Here is a 19,408-nt window from a genome sequence, read left to right as displayed (position 1 = left end):
GGGCGTGGGCGGCTACCTCGGCACCGGCACCTCCGGCAGCGTGTTGTCCGGTCGGGTGGCGTACACGTTCGGCTTGGAGGGGCCGGCGGTCACCGTGGACACGGCGTGCTCGTCGTCGCTGGTGGCGCTGCACCTGGCGGTGCAGGCGTTGCGTAGTGGTGAGTGTGATCTGGCGTTGGCCGGTGGTGTGACGGTGATGGCGACGCCGGGGACGTTCATCGAGTTTTCGCGTCAGCGTGGGTTGTCGCAGGACGGCCGGTGCAGGTCGTTTGCGGCGTCGGCGGACGGCACGGGCTGGTCCGAGGGTGTCGGTGTGTTGCTGGTGGAGCGGCTGTCGGACGCGCGGCGTAACGGGCACCGGGTCCTGGCCGTGGTGCGTGGCACGGCGGTGAACCAGGACGGTGCGTCGAACGGTCTGACGGCGCCGAACGGTCCGTCGCAGCAGCGGGTGATCCGGCAGGCCCTGGCGAACGCGCGGCTCACCACCGCCGACGTGGACGTGGTCGAGGCGCACGGTACCGGCACCACGCTGGGTGACCCGATCGAGGCGCAGGCGCTGCTGGCCACGTATGGGCAGGGGCGTCCGGCCGATCGGCCGCTGTGGTTGGGGTCGATCAAGTCGAACATCGGCCACACCCAGGCTGCGGCCGGGGCTGCCGGCATCATCAAGATGGTCATGGCGATGCGGCACGGTGTGTTGCCGTCGACGCTGCACGTGGACGAGCCGTCCCCACACATCGACTGGCCCGCCGGAGCCGTCTCCCTGCTCAGCGAGGCGCGCGACTGGCCGGCGGCGAACCGCCCCCGACGCGCGGCGATCTCGTCGTTCGGCGTCAGCGGCACCAACGCGCATGTGATCATCGAGCAGCCGCCCGCCGAGGCGGAGCCCGCCCGGGGCGCCGACGCGCCGACCCGCGGCGACGAGCTGGTGCCGGCCCCGGTGCTGCTGTCGGCCCGGTCCGAGGCCGCAGTCGCGGCGCAGGCGGACCGCTGGGCACGCTGGATCTCGGGCGACGAGGAACTGCGCCCGGTCGACGTCGGCTGGTCGTCGGTGGTCAGCCGGGCAGTGCTGGAACACCGTGCGGTGGTCACCGCGACCGACCGGGACGACCTGCTGGCCGGGCTGCGTGCCCTCGCCGCCGGCGAGCCGGCCGCCGCCGTGGTCACGGGCACCGGCCCGACGCGCACCCAGCTGGCCATGCTCTTCTCGGGTCAGGGTGCGCAGCGCGCGGGCATGGGCCGGGAGTTGGCGGCCCGCTTCCCCGTCTTCGCGTCCGCGTTGGCCGAGGTGTGTGCGCAGCTCGATCCGTTGTTGCCGCGTTCGTTGCGGGAGGTGCTGTTCGCGGAGGCGGGTACGGCTGAGGCCGGGTTGCTGGATCAGACGGTGTTCACCCAGGCCGGGTTGTTCGCGGTCGAGGTGGCGCTGTTCCGTCTGGTGGAGTCGTTCGGGGTCGTTCCGGATGTCGTGGGTGGTCACTCGATCGGTGAGGTCACGGCCGCGTACGTCGCCGGGGTGCTGTCCCTGGCGGATGCGTGCGCGTTGGTGGCGGCGCGGGGCCGACTCATGCAGGCCCTCCCGGCCGGGGGCGGGATGCTCGCGGTGGCGGCGGACGAGGCTGCGGTGGTGGAGTCTCTCGCGGGCCTGGCCGACCGGGTGGGCATCGCGGCGGTCAACGGGCCTGCCGCCGTGGTCGTGTCCGGTGCCGTCGACGCCTTGGAGGAGGTGGAGCGGCTCTGGCGGGACCGGGGTGTGCGTACGCGCCGGCTCGCGGTGAGTCACGCGTTCCACAGTCCTTTGATGGAGCCGATGCTCGACGAGTTCCGCACGGTCCTGGCGGGGCTGACGTTCCGGACGCCGCTGGTGCCGGTCGTGTCGAACCTGACCGGGGCGCTCGCCGACCCACAGGACATCACCCGCGCCGAATACTGGGTCCGCCACGTCCGAGAGGCGGTGCGCTACGCCGACGGGGTCGCCGCGTTGCGGGCCGCCGGGGTGGACACGTTCCTGGAGGTCGGCCCGCAGAGTGTCCTGACCGCGATGAACGCCGACCTGCTCGCCGACGACGCGCTCGTCGTGGCCGTGCAGCGCCGGGACCGTACCGCCCCGCAGGCGCTGCTGCACGCGCTCGCCGAGCTGCACGTCCACGGCGTCCCGGTGACCTGGACACAGTGGTTCACCGACTCCGGCGCCGCCCGGGTCGACCTGCCGACGTACGCCTTCCAGCACGAGCGGTACTGGCTCGGCACGGGTCAGGCGCGTACTGCCGACGTGTCCGGCGCGGGCCTGGGTGTGGCCGGGCACCCGCTGCTCGGCGCGGCGGTCGCCGTCGCCGGCGCCGACATGGCGGTGCTGACCGGCCGATTGTCGCTCGCCACCCACGCGTGGCTCGCCGACCACGTCGTCTCCGGCGTGGTGATCGTGCCCGGTACCGCCCTCGTGGAGCTGGCCGTCCGGGCGGGCGACGAGGTGGGCGCGTCGCGGGTACGGGAGTTGACCGTCGCCGCGCCGCTGGTGTTGCCGGAGGCCGGTGCGGTGCGGGTGCAGGTGCGCGTCGGCGCGGCCGACGAGACCGGCACCCGGGTCGTGGCGGTGCACTCGCAGTCCGGGGGCGACCTGGAGGCCGAGTGGGTCCACCACGCGGAGGGCGTGCTGGAGCCGGCGTCGGCCGACGAGCCGAGGATGGCTGCCTGGCCGCCGCCCGGCGCGTCCGAGGTGGACCTGGCGGGCTGGTACCCGACGCTGGCGGAGCATGGCCTGGCGTACGGGCCGGTGTTCCGGGGGCTGCGTCGGGTGTGGACCGGTGGTGGCGACGTGTTCGCCGAGGTGGTCCTGCCGGACGGGGCGGCGGCGGAGGCTGCCCGGTTCGGGGTGCATCCGGCGCTGTTGGATGCGGCCCTGCATCCGATCGGGTTGCTGCCCGGTTCGGTGGAGTCGGGTGGGCCGCGGGTGCCGTTCGTGTTCGAGGGTGTGCAGGTGTATGCCTCGGGTGCCGGGGTGCTGCGGGTGCGGTTGACCCGCAACGGTTCCGGGGTGCGGCTGGTCGGGTATGACGAGTCGGGCGCGGCCGTGGTGTCGGTGGACTCGTTGGCGCTGCGCGAACTGACCGGCGTGGCTGTGGCGAGCGCGTCGGCCCGCTCGATGTTCCAGCTCACCTGGCAGGCCGAGGAGGTCGCCGCCGGGAACGTCTCCGGGTGGGCACTGGTGGGCTCACCCGGCATCGCCGACCTGCCGGCGTTCCCGGACGTCGAGGCGTTCGTCGCGGCGGTCGACGCCGGTCAGGCGGTCGCGCCGAAGGGGCTGGTGCTGCCGGTCGACGCGTCGGGTGTCGCCGTCCCGGACGGGGTACGTGCGGCGACGTCGGCCGTGCTGGCGACCGTGCAGTCCTGGCTGGCGGCCGACGTGCTGGCGGATTCGCGGCTGGTGGTGGTGACCCGGGGCGCCGTGTCCGTCGGGGACGAGGACCGGGTGACCGACCTGGCCGCTGCGGCGGTGTGGGGTCTGCTGCGGTCGGCGCAGTCGGAGCACCCCGGCCGGATCGTCCTCGCGGACGTCGACGGCGACCTGGATGCCGGGACGCTGGCTGTCCTGGCCGCGGTGGCCGACGAGCCGGTGGCGCATGGTGGTCAGGTCGCGGTGCGGGCGGGTGCGGTGTTCGTGCCCCGGCTGGTGCGTGCGATCACCCCGGCGTCTTCGGACGGTCCCGTGGTGGGTGACGGCACGGTGCTGGTGACCGGTGGTACGGGTGCGTTGGGTGCGTTGGTGGCGGAGCACCTGGTCAGCTCGTGGGGTGTGCGGTCGCTGGTGCTGGTGTCGCGGCGGGGTCCGGAGGCTTCGGGCGCGGTGGAGCTGTCGGAGCGGTTGACCGGGTTGGGTGCCGCCGTGCGGGTGGTGGCCTGTGACGTGACGGACCGGGATCAGGTGTTCGGCCTGGTTGGTGAGGTTGCTGCGGCGGGCCGGTTGGCGGGCGTGGTGCACACGGCCGGTGTGCTGGAGGACGGGGTCGTCGAGGGGCTGAGTGCGGAGCGTCTGGCGGGGGTGTTGGCGCCGAAGGTGTCGGCGGGTTGGTTCTTACATGAGGCGACGGCGTCTCTGGATCTTGATTTGTTTGTGGTGTTCTCGTCGGTGGCGGGTGTGTTGGGTTCGCCGGGTCAGTCGGCGTACGCGGCGGGTAACGCGTTCCTGGACGGGCTGGCGGTGTATCGGCGGCAGTTGGGTCTGCCGGCGGTCAGCCTGTCGTGGGGCATGTGGGACACGGCGGGCATGGCGGCGTCCCTGGACGAGGCGGATCGGGCGCGGTCGGCGCGGGCGGGTCTGACGCCGATGAGCGTCGAGGTCGGGTTGGAGCTGTTCGACGCCGCTCTGGTGGCGGATCGGCCGGCGTTGGTGCCGGCCGTGATCGACGTACCGGCGATGCGGGCGTCCCTCGGTGCCGGCCCGGTGCCGGCCCTGCTGCGTACCCTGATCGGGTCGACGGCGGCCCGGCGACGGGCCGCGCGGGGCGGTGACTGGACCGACCAGTTGGCGGGCCTGGCACCCGACGCGGCGCGCGCCCAGATCGACGTGCTGGTGCGGGGCCTGGTCGCGCAGGTGCTGGGGCACGGCGGCGCGGAGGCGGTGCCGGCGGACCGGGCGTTCCGTGAGTTGGGCTTCGACTCGCTGACGGCGGTCGACCTGCGTAACCGGCTGAACGCGGCCACCGGGCTGCGGCTGGCCTCGACGCTGGTCTTCGACTACCCGACCCCGGCCGTCCTCGTCGACCACCTATACGAGCAGGTCTCCGGGCAGATCACCGCCCGCCAGACGGCGGTGCTCACCGCCAACACCGACGAGCCGATCGCGATCGTGGGCATGGCCTGCCGCTACCCGGGCGGTGTCGAGAGCCCGGACCAGCTCTGGGAGTTGCTGGCCGCCGGTGGCGACGGGATCTCGGAGTTCCCGGCGGACCGGGGTTGGGACCTGGAGTCGCTGTTCGATCCGGACCCGGACCGCAGCGGTACGTCGTACACGCGGCACGGTGGTTTCCTGTACGGGGCGGCGGAGTTCGATCCCGGGTTCTTCGGGATTTCGCCGCGTGAGGCTCTCGCGATGGATCCGCAGCAGCGGTTGCTGTTGGAGGCGTCGTGGGAGACGTTCGAGTCGGCGGGTGTGGACCCGGCCCGGCTGCGGGGCAGCCGGACGGGCGTCTTCGCCGGCGTGATGTACCACGACTACGCCTCCCGACTGATGGACCTGCCGCCGGATGCCGAAGGCTTCGTCGGGACCGGCACGTCGGGCAGCGTGTTGTCGGGTCGGGTGGCGTACACGTTCGGCTTGGAGGGGCCGGCGGTCACTGTGGACACGGCGTGCTCGTCGTCGCTGGTGGCGTTGCATCTTGCCGCGCAGGCGTTGCGTAGTGGTGAGTGTGACCTGGCGTTGGCCGGTGGTGTGACGGTGATGGCGACGCCGGGCACGTTCATCGAGTTCTCGCGTCAGCGGGGCCTGTCGCCCGACGGCCGGTGCAGGTCGTTCGCGGCGTCGGCGGACGGCACGGGCTGGTCCGAGGGTGTCGGTGTGTTGCTGGTGGAGCGGCTGTCGGACGCGCGGCGTAACGGGCACCGGGTCCTTGCCGTGGTGCGTGGCACGGCGGTGAACCAGGACGGTGCGTCGAATGGTTTGACGGCGCCGAACGGTCCGTCGCAGCAGCGGGTGATCCGGCAGGCCCTGGCGAACGCGCGGCTCACCACCGCCGACGTGGACGTGGTCGAGGCGCATGGCACCGGCACCACGCTGGGTGACCCGATCGAGGCGCAGGCGCTGCTGGCCACGTATGGGCAGGGGCGTCCGGCCGATCGGCCGCTGTGGTTGGGGTCGATCAAGTCGAACATCGGGCACACGCAGGCCGCGGCGGGTGTGGCCGGTGTGATCAAGGTGGTCATGGCGATGCGGCATGGTGTGGTGCCGCCGACGTTGCATGTGGACGAGCCGTCTCCGCATATTGACTGGACGGCTGGTGCGGTGGCCCTTGCGACCGAGCCTGTCCCGTGGCCGCGGGTGGACCGGCCGCGTCGGGCGGCGGTGTCGTCGTTCGGGATTTCCGGTACGAACGCTCACGTGATCATCGAGCAGCCGCCGGCCGGGGCGATCGAGGGCGAGATCGTCGCTCGGGACGTGCCGTCGGTCGTGCCGGTGCTGTTGTCCGCGCGGTCTGACGCGGCCCTGGCTGGCCAGGCGGGCCGGTGGGCGCGGTGGCTTACGACCGACGAGACCCCGCGTCCGCTGGACGTGGCGTGGTCGTCGGTGGTGTCGCGGTCGGCGCTGGAGCAGCGCGCCGTCGCCGTGGTGGCCGACCGGGACGACCTGCTCTCCGCGCTCCGCGCCCTCGACGCGGGCGAGTCCTCCGGTGCCGTCGTCACCGGCTCCGCTGCCACACGCGGCCAGCTTGCGCTGCTGTTCTCGGGTCAGGGTGCGCAGCGCGCGGGCATGGGCCGGGAGTTGTACGGCGAGTTTCCGGTGTTCGCGTCCGCGTTGGACGAGGTGTGTGCGCAGCTCGATCCGTTGTTGCCGCGTTCGTTGCGGGAGGTGCTGTTCGCGGAGGCGGGTACGGCTGAGGCCGGGTTGCTGGATCAGACGGTGTTCACGCAGGCCGGGTTGTTCGCGGTCGAGGTGGCGTTGTTCCGTCTGGTGGAGTCGTTCGGCGTGGTGCCGGACGTGGTTGCCGGTCACTCGATCGGTGAGGTGACCGCCGCGTACGTCGCGGGGGTGTTGTCGCTGGCGGACGCGTGCGCGTTGGTGGCGGCGCGGGGCCGGTTGATGCAGGCGTTGCCGGCGGGTGGCGGCATGTTGGCGGTGGCGGCGGACGAGGCTGCGGTGGTGGAGTCGATCGTCGGCCTGGCCGACCGGGTGGGCATCGCGGCGGTTAACGGGCCTGCCGCCGTGGTCGTGTCCGGTGCCGTCGAGACCCTGGAGGAGGTGGAGCGGCTCTGGCGGGACCGGGGTGTGCGGACCCGCCGGCTCGCGGTGAGTCACGCGTTCCACAGTCCTTTGATGGAGCCGATGCTCGACGAGTTCCGTGCGGTTCTGGACGGGTTGGCCTTTGCCGCGCCGTTGCTGCCGATCGTGTCGAACATGACCGGGGCGCTCGCCGACCCACAGGACATCACCCGCGCCGAATACTGGGTCCGCCACGTCCGAGAGGCGGTGCGCTACGCCGACGGGGTCGCCGCGTTGCGGGCCGCCGGGGTGGACACGTTCCTGGAGGTCGGCCCGCAGAGTGTGTTGACCGCGATGGCGGCGGACGTCCTGCCCGACGACGCTGCCGTGCTCGCCGTCGCCGTCCAGCGCCGGGATCGGCCCGAGACGCAGGCGCTGCTGCACGCGCTCGCCGAACTGCACGTGCACGGCGTGTCGGTGAGCTGGCGGCAGTGGTTCGCCGACAGCGGCGCACACCGCGTCGACCTGCCCACGTACGCCTTCCAGCACCAGCGCTACTGGCCCGCCGCCAGCCGGGCGCGGATGGGTGACGTGTCCGGAGCGGGCCTCGGCCGTACCGAGCACCCGCTGCTCGGCGCGACGGTCGACCTGGCCGGCGACGATGAGATGGTGTTGACGGGACGGGTCTCCCTGGCCACGCACCCCTGGCTGGCAGACCACGTGGTCTCCGGCGTGACGTTGGTCCCGGGCACCGCCCTGGTCGAGCTGGCCGTACGAGCCGGCGACGAGGTGGGCCTCTCCCGGCTGCGGGAACTGACCGTGGCCGCACCGCTGGTCGTCCCCGCAACCGGAGGCGTACGGATCCAGGTGCGGGTGGACGCAGCCGGTGACTCCGCGCACCGCACCGTCGCCGTCTACTCTCGCCCCGACGACGACCCTGAGGCGGGCTGGACCCGGCACGCGGAGGGCGTGCTGGAGTCGTCCACCGCCGACGAGCCGGACATGGTCACCTGGCCCCCTGCCGGCGCGTCCGAGGTGGACCTGAGGGGCTGGTACCCGACGCTGGCGGAGCACGGCCTGGCGTACGGGCCGGTCTTCCAGGGGCTCCGGCGTGCCTGGACCGGCGGCGGCGAGGTGTACGCCGAGGTGGTCCTGCCGGACGACGCCGCGACGGAGGCCGCCGGGTTCGGCGTGCATCCGGCGCTGCTGGACGCCGCCCTGCACCCGATCGGACTGCTGTCGGGGGCGGAGCAGTCGGGCGGGCCGCGGGTGCCGTTCGCGTTCGAGGGTGTGCAGGTGCACGCCTCGGGTGCGGGAACGCTGCGGGTGCGCCTGACCCGCAACGGTTCCGGGCTGCGGCTGGCGGCGTACGACGAGGCGGGCGCGCCGGTGGTGTCGGTGGACTCCCTCGTCCTGCGGGAGCTGGCCGGCGTGGCCGCGCCGGGCGCGGCCACGCGGTCGCTGTTCGAGCTGCGGTGGCCGGCCGTGGAGGTGACCCTCGGCGGGGAGACCTCCGGGTGGGCGCTGCTGGCGGGCGGCCGGGAGGTGCCGGCGGAGCTGGCGGCACGGGTCGGGCTGGCCGCGTACCCCGATGTGGCGGCGGTCGCGGGGGAGGAGTCCGTCCCCCGGACGCTGCTGCTTCCGGTGTCTTCCGGCGCGGCGGTGGAGCCGCCGGAGTCGGTCCGGGCGGTGACCTCGGACATGCTGGCGACGGTGCAGTCCTGGCTGGCGGCGGACGCGCTGGCGGATTCGCGGCTGGTGGTGGTGACCCGGGGCGCGGTGGCCGTCGGGGACGAGGACCGGGTGACCGACCTGGCCGCTGCGGCGGTGTGGGGTCTGCTGCGGTCGGCGCAGTCGGAGCACCCCGGCCGGATCGTCCTCGCGGACGTCGACGGCGACCTGGACACCGCGCTGGTGACCCTGCTGGACGGCGTCCTGCGGGAACCGGCCACGACCGGCGGCCAGCTGGCCGTCCGCAGGGGCGGGGTGTACTCGCCGCGCCTGGTCCGGGCAGGCGTCACGGCGGCGCCGTCGCCGAGCCTCGGCGTCGGCGTGGTGCTGGTGACCGGTGGTACGGGTGCGTTGGGTGCGTTGGTGGCGGAGCACCTGGTCAGTTCGTGGGGTGTGCGGTCGCTGGTGTTGGTGTCGCGGCGGGGACCGTCGGCTGCGGGTGCGGGCGAGTTGTCGGGGCGGTTGACCGGGTTGGGCGCTGCTGTGCGGGTGGTGGCGTGTGACGTGACGGACCGGGATCAGGTGTTCGGCCTGGTTGGTGAGGTTGCTGCGGCGGGCCGGTTGGCGGGCGTGGTGCACACGGCCGGTGTGCTGGAGGACGGGGTTGTCGAGGGGCTGAGTGCGGAGCGTCTGGCGGGGGTGTTGGCGCCGAAGGTGTCGGCGGGTTGGTTCCTGCACGAGGCGACGGCGTCTCTGGATCTTGATTTGTTTGTGGTGTTCTCGTCGGTGGCGGGTGTGTTGGGTTCGCCGGGTCAGTCGGCGTATGCGGCGGGTAATGCGTTTCTGGATGGGTTGGCGGTGTGGCGGCGGCAGCTTGGGTTGCCGGCGGTGAGCTTGGCGTGGGGCATGTGGGACACGGCGGGCATGGCGGCGTCCCTGGACGAGGCGGATCGGGCGCGGTCGGCGCGGGCGGGTCTGACGCCGATGAGCGTCGAGGTCGGGTTGGAGCTGTTCGACGCCGCCCTGGGCGCCGATCGGGCGGCCCTGGTGCCGGCCGTGATCGACGTGCCCGCGTTGCGGGCGGCGGCCTCTGGCGGTGCCGTGCCGGCCGTGCTGCGCACCCTGATCGGCGTGACCAGCACCCGCCGCCAGGCGGGGCAGGGCGGTGGCGGATGGGCCGACCGGCTCGCCGGGCTGACCGAGGACGAGGGCCGGGCCCAGGTCGACGTGCTGGTGCGGGGCCTGGTCGCGCAGGTGCTGGGGCATGGCGGCGCGGAGGCGGTGCCGGCGGACCGGGCGTTCCGTGAGTTGGGCTTCGACTCGCTGACGGCGGTCGACCTGCGTAACCGGCTGAACGCGGCCACCGGGCTGCGGCTGGCCTCGACGCTGGTCTTCGACTACCCGACCCCGGCGGTGCTCGCCGACCACCTGTGGTCGGAGTTGGCCGGGGTGCGTCAGTCGACCGCCGACCTGGTCGCCGGCACGGTCGTCGGCACCGACGAGCCGATCGCGATCGTGGGCATGGCCTGCCGCTACCCGGGCGGTGTCGAGAGCCCGGACCAGCTGTGGGAGTTGCTGGCCGGCGGTGGCGACGGGATCTCGGAGTTTCCGGCGGACCGGGGTTGGGACCTGGAGTCGCTGTTCGATCCGGACCCGGACCGCAGCGGTACGTCGTACACGCGGCATGGTGGTTTTCTGTATGGGGCGGCGGAGTTCGATTCCGGGTTCTTCGGGATCTCGCCGCGTGAGGCTCTCGCGATGGATCCGCAGCAGCGGTTGTTGTTGGAGGCGTCGTGGGAGACGTTCGAGTCGGCGGGTGTGGACCCGGCCCGGCTGCGGGGCAGCCGGACGGGCGTCTTCGCCGGCGTGATGTACCACGACTACGCGACGCGGCTGATGGAACTGGCCGACGAGGTGGAGGGCTACGTCGGCACCGGCACCTCCGGCAGCGTGTTGTCCGGTCGGGTGGCGTACACGTTCGGCTTGGAGGGGCCGGCGGTCACCGTGGACACGGCGTGCTCGTCGTCGCTGGTGGCGCTGCACCTGGCGGTGCAGGCGTTGCGTAGTGGTGAGTGTGATCTGGCGTTGGCCGGTGGTGTGACGGTGATGGCGACGCCGGGGACGTTCATCGAGTTTTCGCGTCAGCGTGGGTTGTCGCCCGACGGCCGGTGCAGGTCGTTTGCGGCGTCGGCGGACGGCACCGGGTGGTCCGAGGGTGTCGGTGTGTTGCTGGTGGAGCGGCTGTCGGACGCGCGGCGTAACGGGCACCGGGTCCTTGCCGTGGTGCGTGGCACGGCGGTGAATCAGGACGGTGCGTCGAACGGTCTGACGGCGCCGAACGGTCCGTCGCAGCAGCGGGTGATCCGGCAGGCCCTGGCGAACGCGCGGCTCTCCACATGCGACGTGGACGTGGTCGAGGCGCATGGCACGGGTACGACGTTGGGTGATCCGATCGAGGCGCAGGCGGTGTTGGCCACCTACGGGCAGGATCGGCAGGGCCGGGAGCCGCTGTGGCTCGGTTCCATCAAGTCGAACATCGGGCATACGCAGGCTGCGGCGGGTGTGGCCGGTGTGATCAAGGTGGTCATGGCGATGCGGCATGGTGTGGTGCCGCCGACGTTGCATGTGGACGAGCCGTCTCCGCACATCGATTGGACGGCTGGTGCGGTGGCCCTTGCGACCGAGCCTGTCCCGTGGCCGCGGGTGGACCGGCCGCGTCGGGCGGCGGTGTCGTCGTTCGGGATTTCCGGTACGAACGCTCACGTGATCATTGAGCAGCCGCCGGGGGAGGCGGTTGAGGGCGAGATCGTCGCTCGGGACGTGCCGTCGGTCGTGCCGGTGTTGCTGTCTGCTCGGTCTGACGCGGCCCTGGCTGGCCAGGCGGGTCGGTGGGCGCGGTGGCTGTCGGCCGACGAGACCCCGCGTCCGCTGGACGTGGCGTGGTCCTCCGTCACCACCCGGCCCGCGCTGGAGCAGCGCGCCGTCGCCGTGGTGGCCGACCGGGACGACCTGCTCTCCGCGCTCCGCGCCCTCGACGCGGGCGAGTCCTCCGGTGCCGTCGTCACCGGCTCCGCTGCCACACGCGGCCAGCTTGCGCTGCTGTTCTCGGGTCAGGGTGCGCAGCGCGCGGGCATGGGCCGGGAGTTGTACGGCGAGTTTCCGGTGTTCGCGTCCGCGTTGGACGAGGTGTGTGCGCAGCTCGATCCGTTGTTGCCGCGTTCGTTGCGGGAGGTGCTGTTCGCGGAGGCGGGTACGGCTGAGGCCGGGTTGCTGGATCAGACGGTGTTCACGCAGGCCGGGTTGTTCGCGGTCGAGGTGGCGTTGTTCCGTCTGGTGGAGTCGTTCGGCGTGGTGCCGGACGTGGTTGCCGGTCACTCGATCGGTGAGGTGACCGCCGCGTACGTCGCGGGGGTGTTGTCGCTGGCGGACGCGTGCGCGTTGGTGGCGGCGCGGGGCCGGTTGATGCAGGCGTTGCCGGCGGGTGGCGGCATGTTGGCGGTGGCGGCGGACGAGGCTGCGGTGGTGGAGTCGATCGTCGGCCTGGCCGACCGGGTGGGCATCGCGGCGGTTAACGGGCCTGCCGCCGTGGTCGTGTCCGGTGCCGTCGAGACCCTGGAGGAGGTGGAGCGGCTCTGGCGGGACCGGGGTGTGCGGACCCGCCGGCTCGCGGTGAGTCACGCGTTCCACAGTCCTTTGATGGAGCCGATGCTCGACGAGTTCCGTGCGGTTCTGGACGGGTTGGCCTTTGCCGCGCCGTTGCTGCCGGTGGTGTCGAACGTGACCGGCGGGCTGGCCGACGGCGACGAGATCCGTACCGTCGCCTACTGGGTGCGGCACGTGCGCGAGGCGGTGCGCTACGCCGACGGGGTCGCCGCGTTGCGGGCCGCCGGGGTGGACACGTTCCTGGAGGTCGGCCCGCAGAGCGTGCTGACCGCGATGGCGGCGGACGTCCTGCCCGACGACGCTGCCGTGCTCGCCGTCGCCGTCCAGCGCCGGGATCGGCCCGAGACGCAGGCGCTGCTGCACGCCCTCGCCGAACTGCACGTGCACGGCGTGTCGGTGACCTGGCGGCAGTGGTTCGCCGACACCGGGGCACACCGCGTCGACCTGCCCACGTACGCCTTCCAGCACCAGCGCTACTGGCCCGAGGGCACGCCGACGAAGCAGGCCGCCCCGGACAGCGGCGACGCCGACTTCTGGGCCGCCGTCGAGCGTGGCGACCTGGCCGCCCTCGCCGCCGAACTCGGCGACGACGCCCAGGCCCTGGAGGCCCTCAGCCCGGCCCTGCCGGTCCTCTCGCGCTGGCGTCAGCTCCGGTCCCGGGACACCGCACTGGACGGGTGGTCGTACCGGGTCGGGTGGGAGCCGGTGCGGCCGGCCCCGGCGACCGGGCTGTCCGGGCGGTGGCTGGTGGTCACCGTCGACAGCGGCGCCGACGCGGACGCCGCGAAGACCCTCACCGAGGCGGGCGCGCAGGTCGACACGCTGACCGTGTCGACCACCCTCACCCGGGCCGGCCTGGCCGAGCGGCTGGCCGGGACCAGCGCGGACGGCTGGGCCGGGGTGCTCTGCGTCCTGCCCCGGCAGGACCAGCCCCCGGCGCACAGCCCGGCGATACCCGCCGGCGCGGCGCTGCTGCTCACCCTCACCCGGGCGCTCACCGACACCGGCCTGCCGGGACGGGTGTGGGCGCTCAGCCGGACGGCGATGCCGGTCACGGCGGGGGAGCCCGGCGACGCCTGGGCGGCCCTGACCTGGGGCCTCGGCCGTGTCGTCGCCCTCGAACAGCCGGACCGCTGGGGCGGCTTGGTCGACCTGCCCGACCGCGCCGACCGGAGCGCCCGCGCCGGGCTCGTCGCGGTCCTCGCCGACGGGACCCTGGACCAGGTGGCCGTCCGCCGCAACGGCCTCTTCGGCCGGCGGTTGGTGCCGGCCGCCCCGCCCGCCGGGTCGGGCTGGCGGCCCGCCGGCACGGTGCTGGTCACCGGCGGTACGGGTGCGTTGGGCCGGCACGTGGCCCGCTGGCTGTTGGCCAACGGTGCGGCACAGGTGGTGCTCGCGTCCCGGCGCGGCCCGGACGCGCCCGGTGCGGCGGAGCTGGTGGACGAGTTGGGCGCGGTGCGGGTGGTGGCCTGCGACGTCACCGACCGGGCAGCGGTCGACGCCCTCGTCGCCGGGCTGCCCGAGCTGACCGCCGTCGTGCACACCGCCGGCGCGTCCGGCGGCACCACCCCGGCGTACGAGGTGACCGACGGCGAGCTGTCGGAGACCCTGGCCGGCAAGGTGCTCGGCGCCGTGCACCTCGACGCCGCCTGCCGGGGCCGGGACCTCGACGCGTTCGTGGTCTTCTCCTCGGTGGCGGGCGTCTGGGGCGGCGGCGGGCAGGCCGGCTACGCGGGCGGCAACGCCCTGCTCGATGCCCTCGTCGCCGCCCGCCGGGCGGCGGGCCTGCCCGCCACCGCCCTGGCCTACGGCCCGTGGGCGGAGGACGGCATGGCCGCCGGGGAGACCGGGGACGGCCTGCGCCGCCGCGGGTTCACCCCGCTCGCGCCCGACGCCGCCGTCGCGGCGCTGGGCCGCTGGGTGAACGCCCCGGAGGCGGCGCCGGTGATCGTCGACGTCGACTGGTCCCGGTTCGTCACGGCGTTCACCGCCGCCCGACCGAGCCACCTCTTCAACCGGGTCGCCCCGGCCGTCGCCGAGGAGCCGGAGCGGCCGGGGAGCGCCGCCGCCACCGACGGGCTGCGGGCCCGGCTCGTGGCGCTGCCGGCGACCGGCCAGGAGACGCTGCTGGTCGACCTGGTCCGCGCGGAGGCGGCGGCCGTCCTCGGTCACGCCACCACCGACCAGGTGCCGGCCGGTCGGGCGTTCCGCGAACTGGGCTTCGACTCCCTCGCCGCCGTGCAGTTGCGGGACCGGCTTGGTCGGGTCACCGGCCTGACCCTGCCGTCGACCGTGGTCTTCGACCACCCGTCGGCGGCGGAACTGGCCCGCTTCCTGCGTACCGAAATCGTGGTCGGCGCGGACGGCGGCCCGGCCGCCGGCGGCGCGACCGTGGTCCGGCCGCCGGCGGACGAACCGATCGCGATCGTCTCGATGGCCTGCCGGTTCCCCGGCGGGGTGTCGTCGCCGCAGGAGCTGTGGCGGCTGCTGGCCGACGGGGCGGACGCGGTGACGCCGATGCCCACCGACCGGGGCTGGGACCTCGACGCCCTGTTCGACAGCGACCCGGAGCGGGTCGGCACCAGCTACACCCGCAGCGGCGGGTTCCTGCACGACGTGGCCGGCTTCGACGCCGCGTTCTTCGGCATCAACCCGCGCGAGGCCCTGGCGATGGACCCGCAGCAGCGCCTGCTGCTGCACACCACCTGGGAGGTGTTCGAACGCGCCGGCATCGACCCGCAGCGGGTACGCGGCTCCGCCACCGGCGTCTTCATGGGCACCAACGGGCAGGACTACGCCACGCTGCTGCTGGGCGCCCGGTCCCAGGTGGAGGGCTACCAGGCGACCGGCAACGGCGCGTCGGTGGTCTCCGGCCGGCTCTCGTACACCTTCGGTCTGCAGGGGCCGGCGGTCACCGTCGACACCGCCTGTTCGTCGTCGCTGGTGGCGCTGCACCTGGCCGCGCAGGCGCTGCGCAGCGGCGAGTGCGACCTCGCCCTGGCCGGCGGTGTGACAGTGATGTCGACACCGGGCGCGTTCCTGGAGTTCTCCCGGCAGCGCGGCCTCGCCGCCGACGGGCGGGTCAAGGCGTTCGCCGAGGCCGCCGACGGCACCGGCTGGGGCGAGGGCGTCGGCGTTCTGCTGCTCCAGCGGCTCTCCGACGCCCAGCGCGACGGCAACCAAATCCTCGCCGTCGTGCGGGGCAGCGCCGTCAACCAGGACGGTGCGAGCAACGGCCTCACCGCACCGAACGGGCCGGCGCAGCAGCGCGTCATCCGGCACGCTCTGGCCAACGCCGGCCTCACCCCGGGCGACATCGACGCCATCGAGGCGCACGGCACCGGCACCACCCTCGGCGACCCGATCGAGGCGCAGGCGCTGCTGGCGACGTACGGCAAGGACCGTTCCGCCGACCGGCCGCTGTGGCTCGGGTCGGTGAAGTCGAACATCGGCCACACCCAGGCCGCGGCGGGCGCCGCCAGCCTGATGAAGATGGTGCTGGCCCTGCAACACGAGGTGCTGCCGGCGACCCTGCACGTCGACGCGCCGACTTCGCACGTCGACTGGACGTCCGGCGCGCTGGCGCTGCTCACCGAGGCGCGCCCCTGGGAATCCGGTGGGCGCCCCCGCCGGGCCGGCGTCTCGTCGTTCGGCATCAGCGGAACGAACGCCCACGTGATCCTCGAACAGGCGCCAGCGGACGATTCCGCTGACGAGGCCGACCGGCCCTCGCCCGCCGCAGCGGTACTGCCGTGGCCGGTCTCCGCCGCCACGGCCGCCGGGCTGCGCGACCAGGCCGACCGCCTGGCCGCCCGGCTCGGCGACGCGGCCCACCCCGAGGGCACGGATGACCGGCCCGACGACGGCGCGGTGAGCTGGGCGCTGGCCGAGGGCCGGGCACACCTGGCCCATCGGGCGGTGGTCGTCGCCGCCGACCCGCAGACCCGGCTCGCGGCGCTGCGCGCCCTCGCCACCGGCAGCGCGCACCCCGCCCTCGTGTCGGCTGCCCCGGCCGCGACGGGCGGCACCGCCGTCCTCTTTTCCGGTCAGGGCGCGCAGCGTGCCGGGATGGGTCGGGAGTTGTACGGGGCTTTCCCGGTGTTCGCGTCCGCGTTGGACGAGGTCTGCGTCGAGCTGGACCCGTTGCTGCCCCGCCCGTTGCGGGAGGTGCTGTTCGCCGGGACGGGCTCGCCCGAGGCGGGCCTGCTGGACCAGACGGTGTTCACCCAGGCCGGCTTGTTCGCGGTCGAGGTGGCCCTGTTCCGCCTGGTGGAGTCGTTCGGGATCGTGCCGGACTTCGTGGGCGGTCATTCGGTTGGCGAGATCGTGGCCGCGCACGTGGCCGGGGTGTTCTCCCTGGCTGACGCGTGCGCGTTGGTCGCCGCCAGGGGACGGCTGATGCAGGCGCTTCCGGCCGGCGGCGGCATGCTCGCGATCGCCGCGCCGGAGGCCGACGTGGCGGAGACGCTCGCCGGGGCGACCGGTCGGGTCGGGATCGCCGCCGTCAATGGGCCCGCCGCCGTTGTGGTCTCGGGTGCGGTCGATGCCCTGGACGAGGTGGAGCGGCTCTGGAAGGAGCGCGGGACACGCACCCGCCGGTTGACTGTAAGCCACGCGTTCCACAGCCCGCTGATGGAACCGATGCTCGCCGGGTTCCGTGACCTGCTGGACGGGCTCACGTTCGCCGCACCTGTGCTGCCGGTGGTGTCGAACCTGACCGGGGCGTTCGCGGACGCCGACGAGATCCGCACCCCGGACTACTGGGTGCGGCACGTCCGCGAGGCCGTCCGGTACGCCGACGGGGTGCGGGCGTTGCGGGACGCGGGCGTCGACACGTTCGTCGAGGTCGGCCCCGCCGCTGTGCTCACCGCCATGAACGCCGACCTGCTTCCCGACGGCGCCACGACCGTGGCGACCCTGCGGGCCGGGGTATCGGAGGTGACGGCGCTGCTCACCGCCGCGGCCACCCGCTACGCCAGCGGCCGGAACGTCGAATGGCCGGCCCTGCTGACGTCGCTCGCCGGCTCCCGGCCCGACGCTCGTGACCTGCCGGAGCTGCCCACGTACGCGTTCCAGCCGCAGCGGTACTGGCCCACCCTGACCGCCACGCCGACCGGCGGCGCGGACCGTGCCGACACCGAGTTCTGGCGGGCGGTCACCGACGGCGAACTGAACCGACTCGGCATCGACGCCAGTCAGCCGCTGAAGGACCTGCTGCCGGAGCTGGAGTCGTGGCGCCGCCGGCAGCACCAGGAGGGCACACTGAGCGGTTGGCGGTATCGTGTCACCTGGCGACCCCAGCGGCTCACCGCCGGCCAGCCGGGCACCTGGCTGCTCGTCGCTCCGCGCCGGCAGGCGGCCGAGACGATCACCGACGCGCTGCGCGACGCCGGGGCCACCGTGCACCTGCTCACCGTGGACCCGTCGACCGCCGACCGGGACGGACTCGCCGCCGACCTGGCGCGGGCCTGCGCCGAGCACCAGCCGACCGGGCTGCTCTCCCTGCTCGCCCTGGACGAGGCGCCGCACCCGGGGCAGGACGCCCTGCCGTCCGGGCTCGCGGCGAACCTGCTGCTCCTTCAGGCACACCTCGGCCAGCAGGCCGACGCGCCGCTGCCGCTCTGGCTGGCCACGACCGGGGCCGTCGCCACCGACGAGGAGCCGGCCAGCCGGCCGTGGCAGGCCACCAGCTGGGGCCTCGGCCTGGCCGCCGCCCTGGAACACCCCCGGCACGTCGGTGGTCTCGTCGACCTGCCCGGCACGGTGACCGGGGAACTCGGTGCCGCGCTGGTCGCCGCGCTGACCAACACCGAGGGGGAGGACCAGCTCGCCGTCCGCGCCTCGGGCGCGTACGCGCGACGACTGGTCCGGGCCAGCGGCCCGGCCGAGGGTACGGGCGGCGGCTGGACGCCGCAGGGCACCGTCCTGGTCACCGGTGGGGCGGGCGTGGTCGCCCGGTACGCCACCGCCTGGCTGGACCGGCAGGGCGCGGCCGTGGTGCCACTGGACCAGCCGGCCGGCGGGAAGTTGACCGACCGGATGGAGCAGCTCGCCGCCGACGGCCGGTCGGTGACCGCGCTGCTGCACGTGCCGGCCGACACCGGCACCGTACCGCTGGCGGAGCTGACCCTCGCAGGCCTCGCCGCCGACTTCGTCGCCACCGTCGGGGACATCCCCCGGTACGCCGACGAGCTGGAGAGCCAGGCCCTCGGGGCGCTGGTGCTCTGCTCCTCCACCTCCGGGGTGTGGGGCTCCGGCGGGCGGTCCGGCCAGGCGGCCGGTGACGCCCTGCTCCAGGTCCTCGCCGCGAACCGGCGGCGGGCCGGGCTGCCGGTGACGTCGGTGGCGTTCGGTCCCTGGGCCGACGGTCTCACCGACGCCGACCTGGAGCAGCTGAGCCGGCGCGGCATGCCCGGCATGGCCCCGGAGCTGGCCACCGCCGCACTCTGGCGGGCTGCGGCAGAAGGCGCACAGGTCGTGGTGGCCGACGTGCGGTGGGACCGGTTCGTGCCGGCGGTCGCCGCCGTGCGGACCCGGCCGCTGTTCGTCGAGGTCCCCGAGGCGGGGGAGGCGCTGCGTAATCTGCACACCGGGGAGCCTGCGGACGACGGGGCGGCGGCTGCGCTGCGCGAGCGGCTCCGGCCGCTGTCGGACGCGGAACGGGACGCTGTCCTGGTCGAGCTGGTGTCCACCCAGGCCGCAGCGGTGCTCGGCCACTCGGGCACCGCAGACCTCGGCCCAGCGCGTGCGTTCCGGGAGGTCGGCTTCGATTCCCTGACCGCGGTGGAACTGCGCAACCGGCTCCGGGCGGCCGCCGGGGTCACGCTGCCGGCGAGCGTGGTGTTCGACTACCCGACCCCGCTGGCGCTGGCCCGCCACCTGCGTAGCCTCGTGGTGGAGGACGAGGCTGCCGCCAGCGTGGGCCTGCTGTCGGAACTGGAGAAGCTGGACGGCCTCTTCGCCGCCAGCGCGCCGGACCCGCTCACCCGGCAGAAGCTGCTGGTGCAGTTGCAGGCGTTCGTGGCCCGCTGGGGCGACGACCGGTCCACGCCGGTCGAGTCGCCGGTGACGCCGACCCTCGACGGGGCCAGCGACGCCGAGATCTTCGAATTCATCCACCGGGAGCTCGGCGGACCCGGCGGCAATGTCGGCGGCGTTTTCTGA

At 74.0% G+C, this 19,408-nt stretch carries 1 protein-coding gene (only partly in view); it reads left to right on the top strand.

The window, feature by feature from the left end:
* Positions 1-19,408: the 3' portion of a type I polyketide synthase gene (locus GA0074692_RS10610; protein WP_091642601.1), read on the top strand. It extends 10,445 nt beyond the left edge of the window; the window shows 19,408 of its 29,853 coding nt (coding positions 10,446-29,853); its start codon lies beyond the left edge, outside the window; its stop codon occupies positions 19,406-19,408.

This window comes from Micromonospora pallida (assembly GCF_900090325.1).
GTDB classification, from domain to species: domain Bacteria; phylum Actinomycetota; class Actinomycetes; order Mycobacteriales; family Micromonosporaceae; genus Micromonospora; species Micromonospora pallida.
This window is presented reverse-complemented; position numbering and strand designations above follow the sequence as displayed.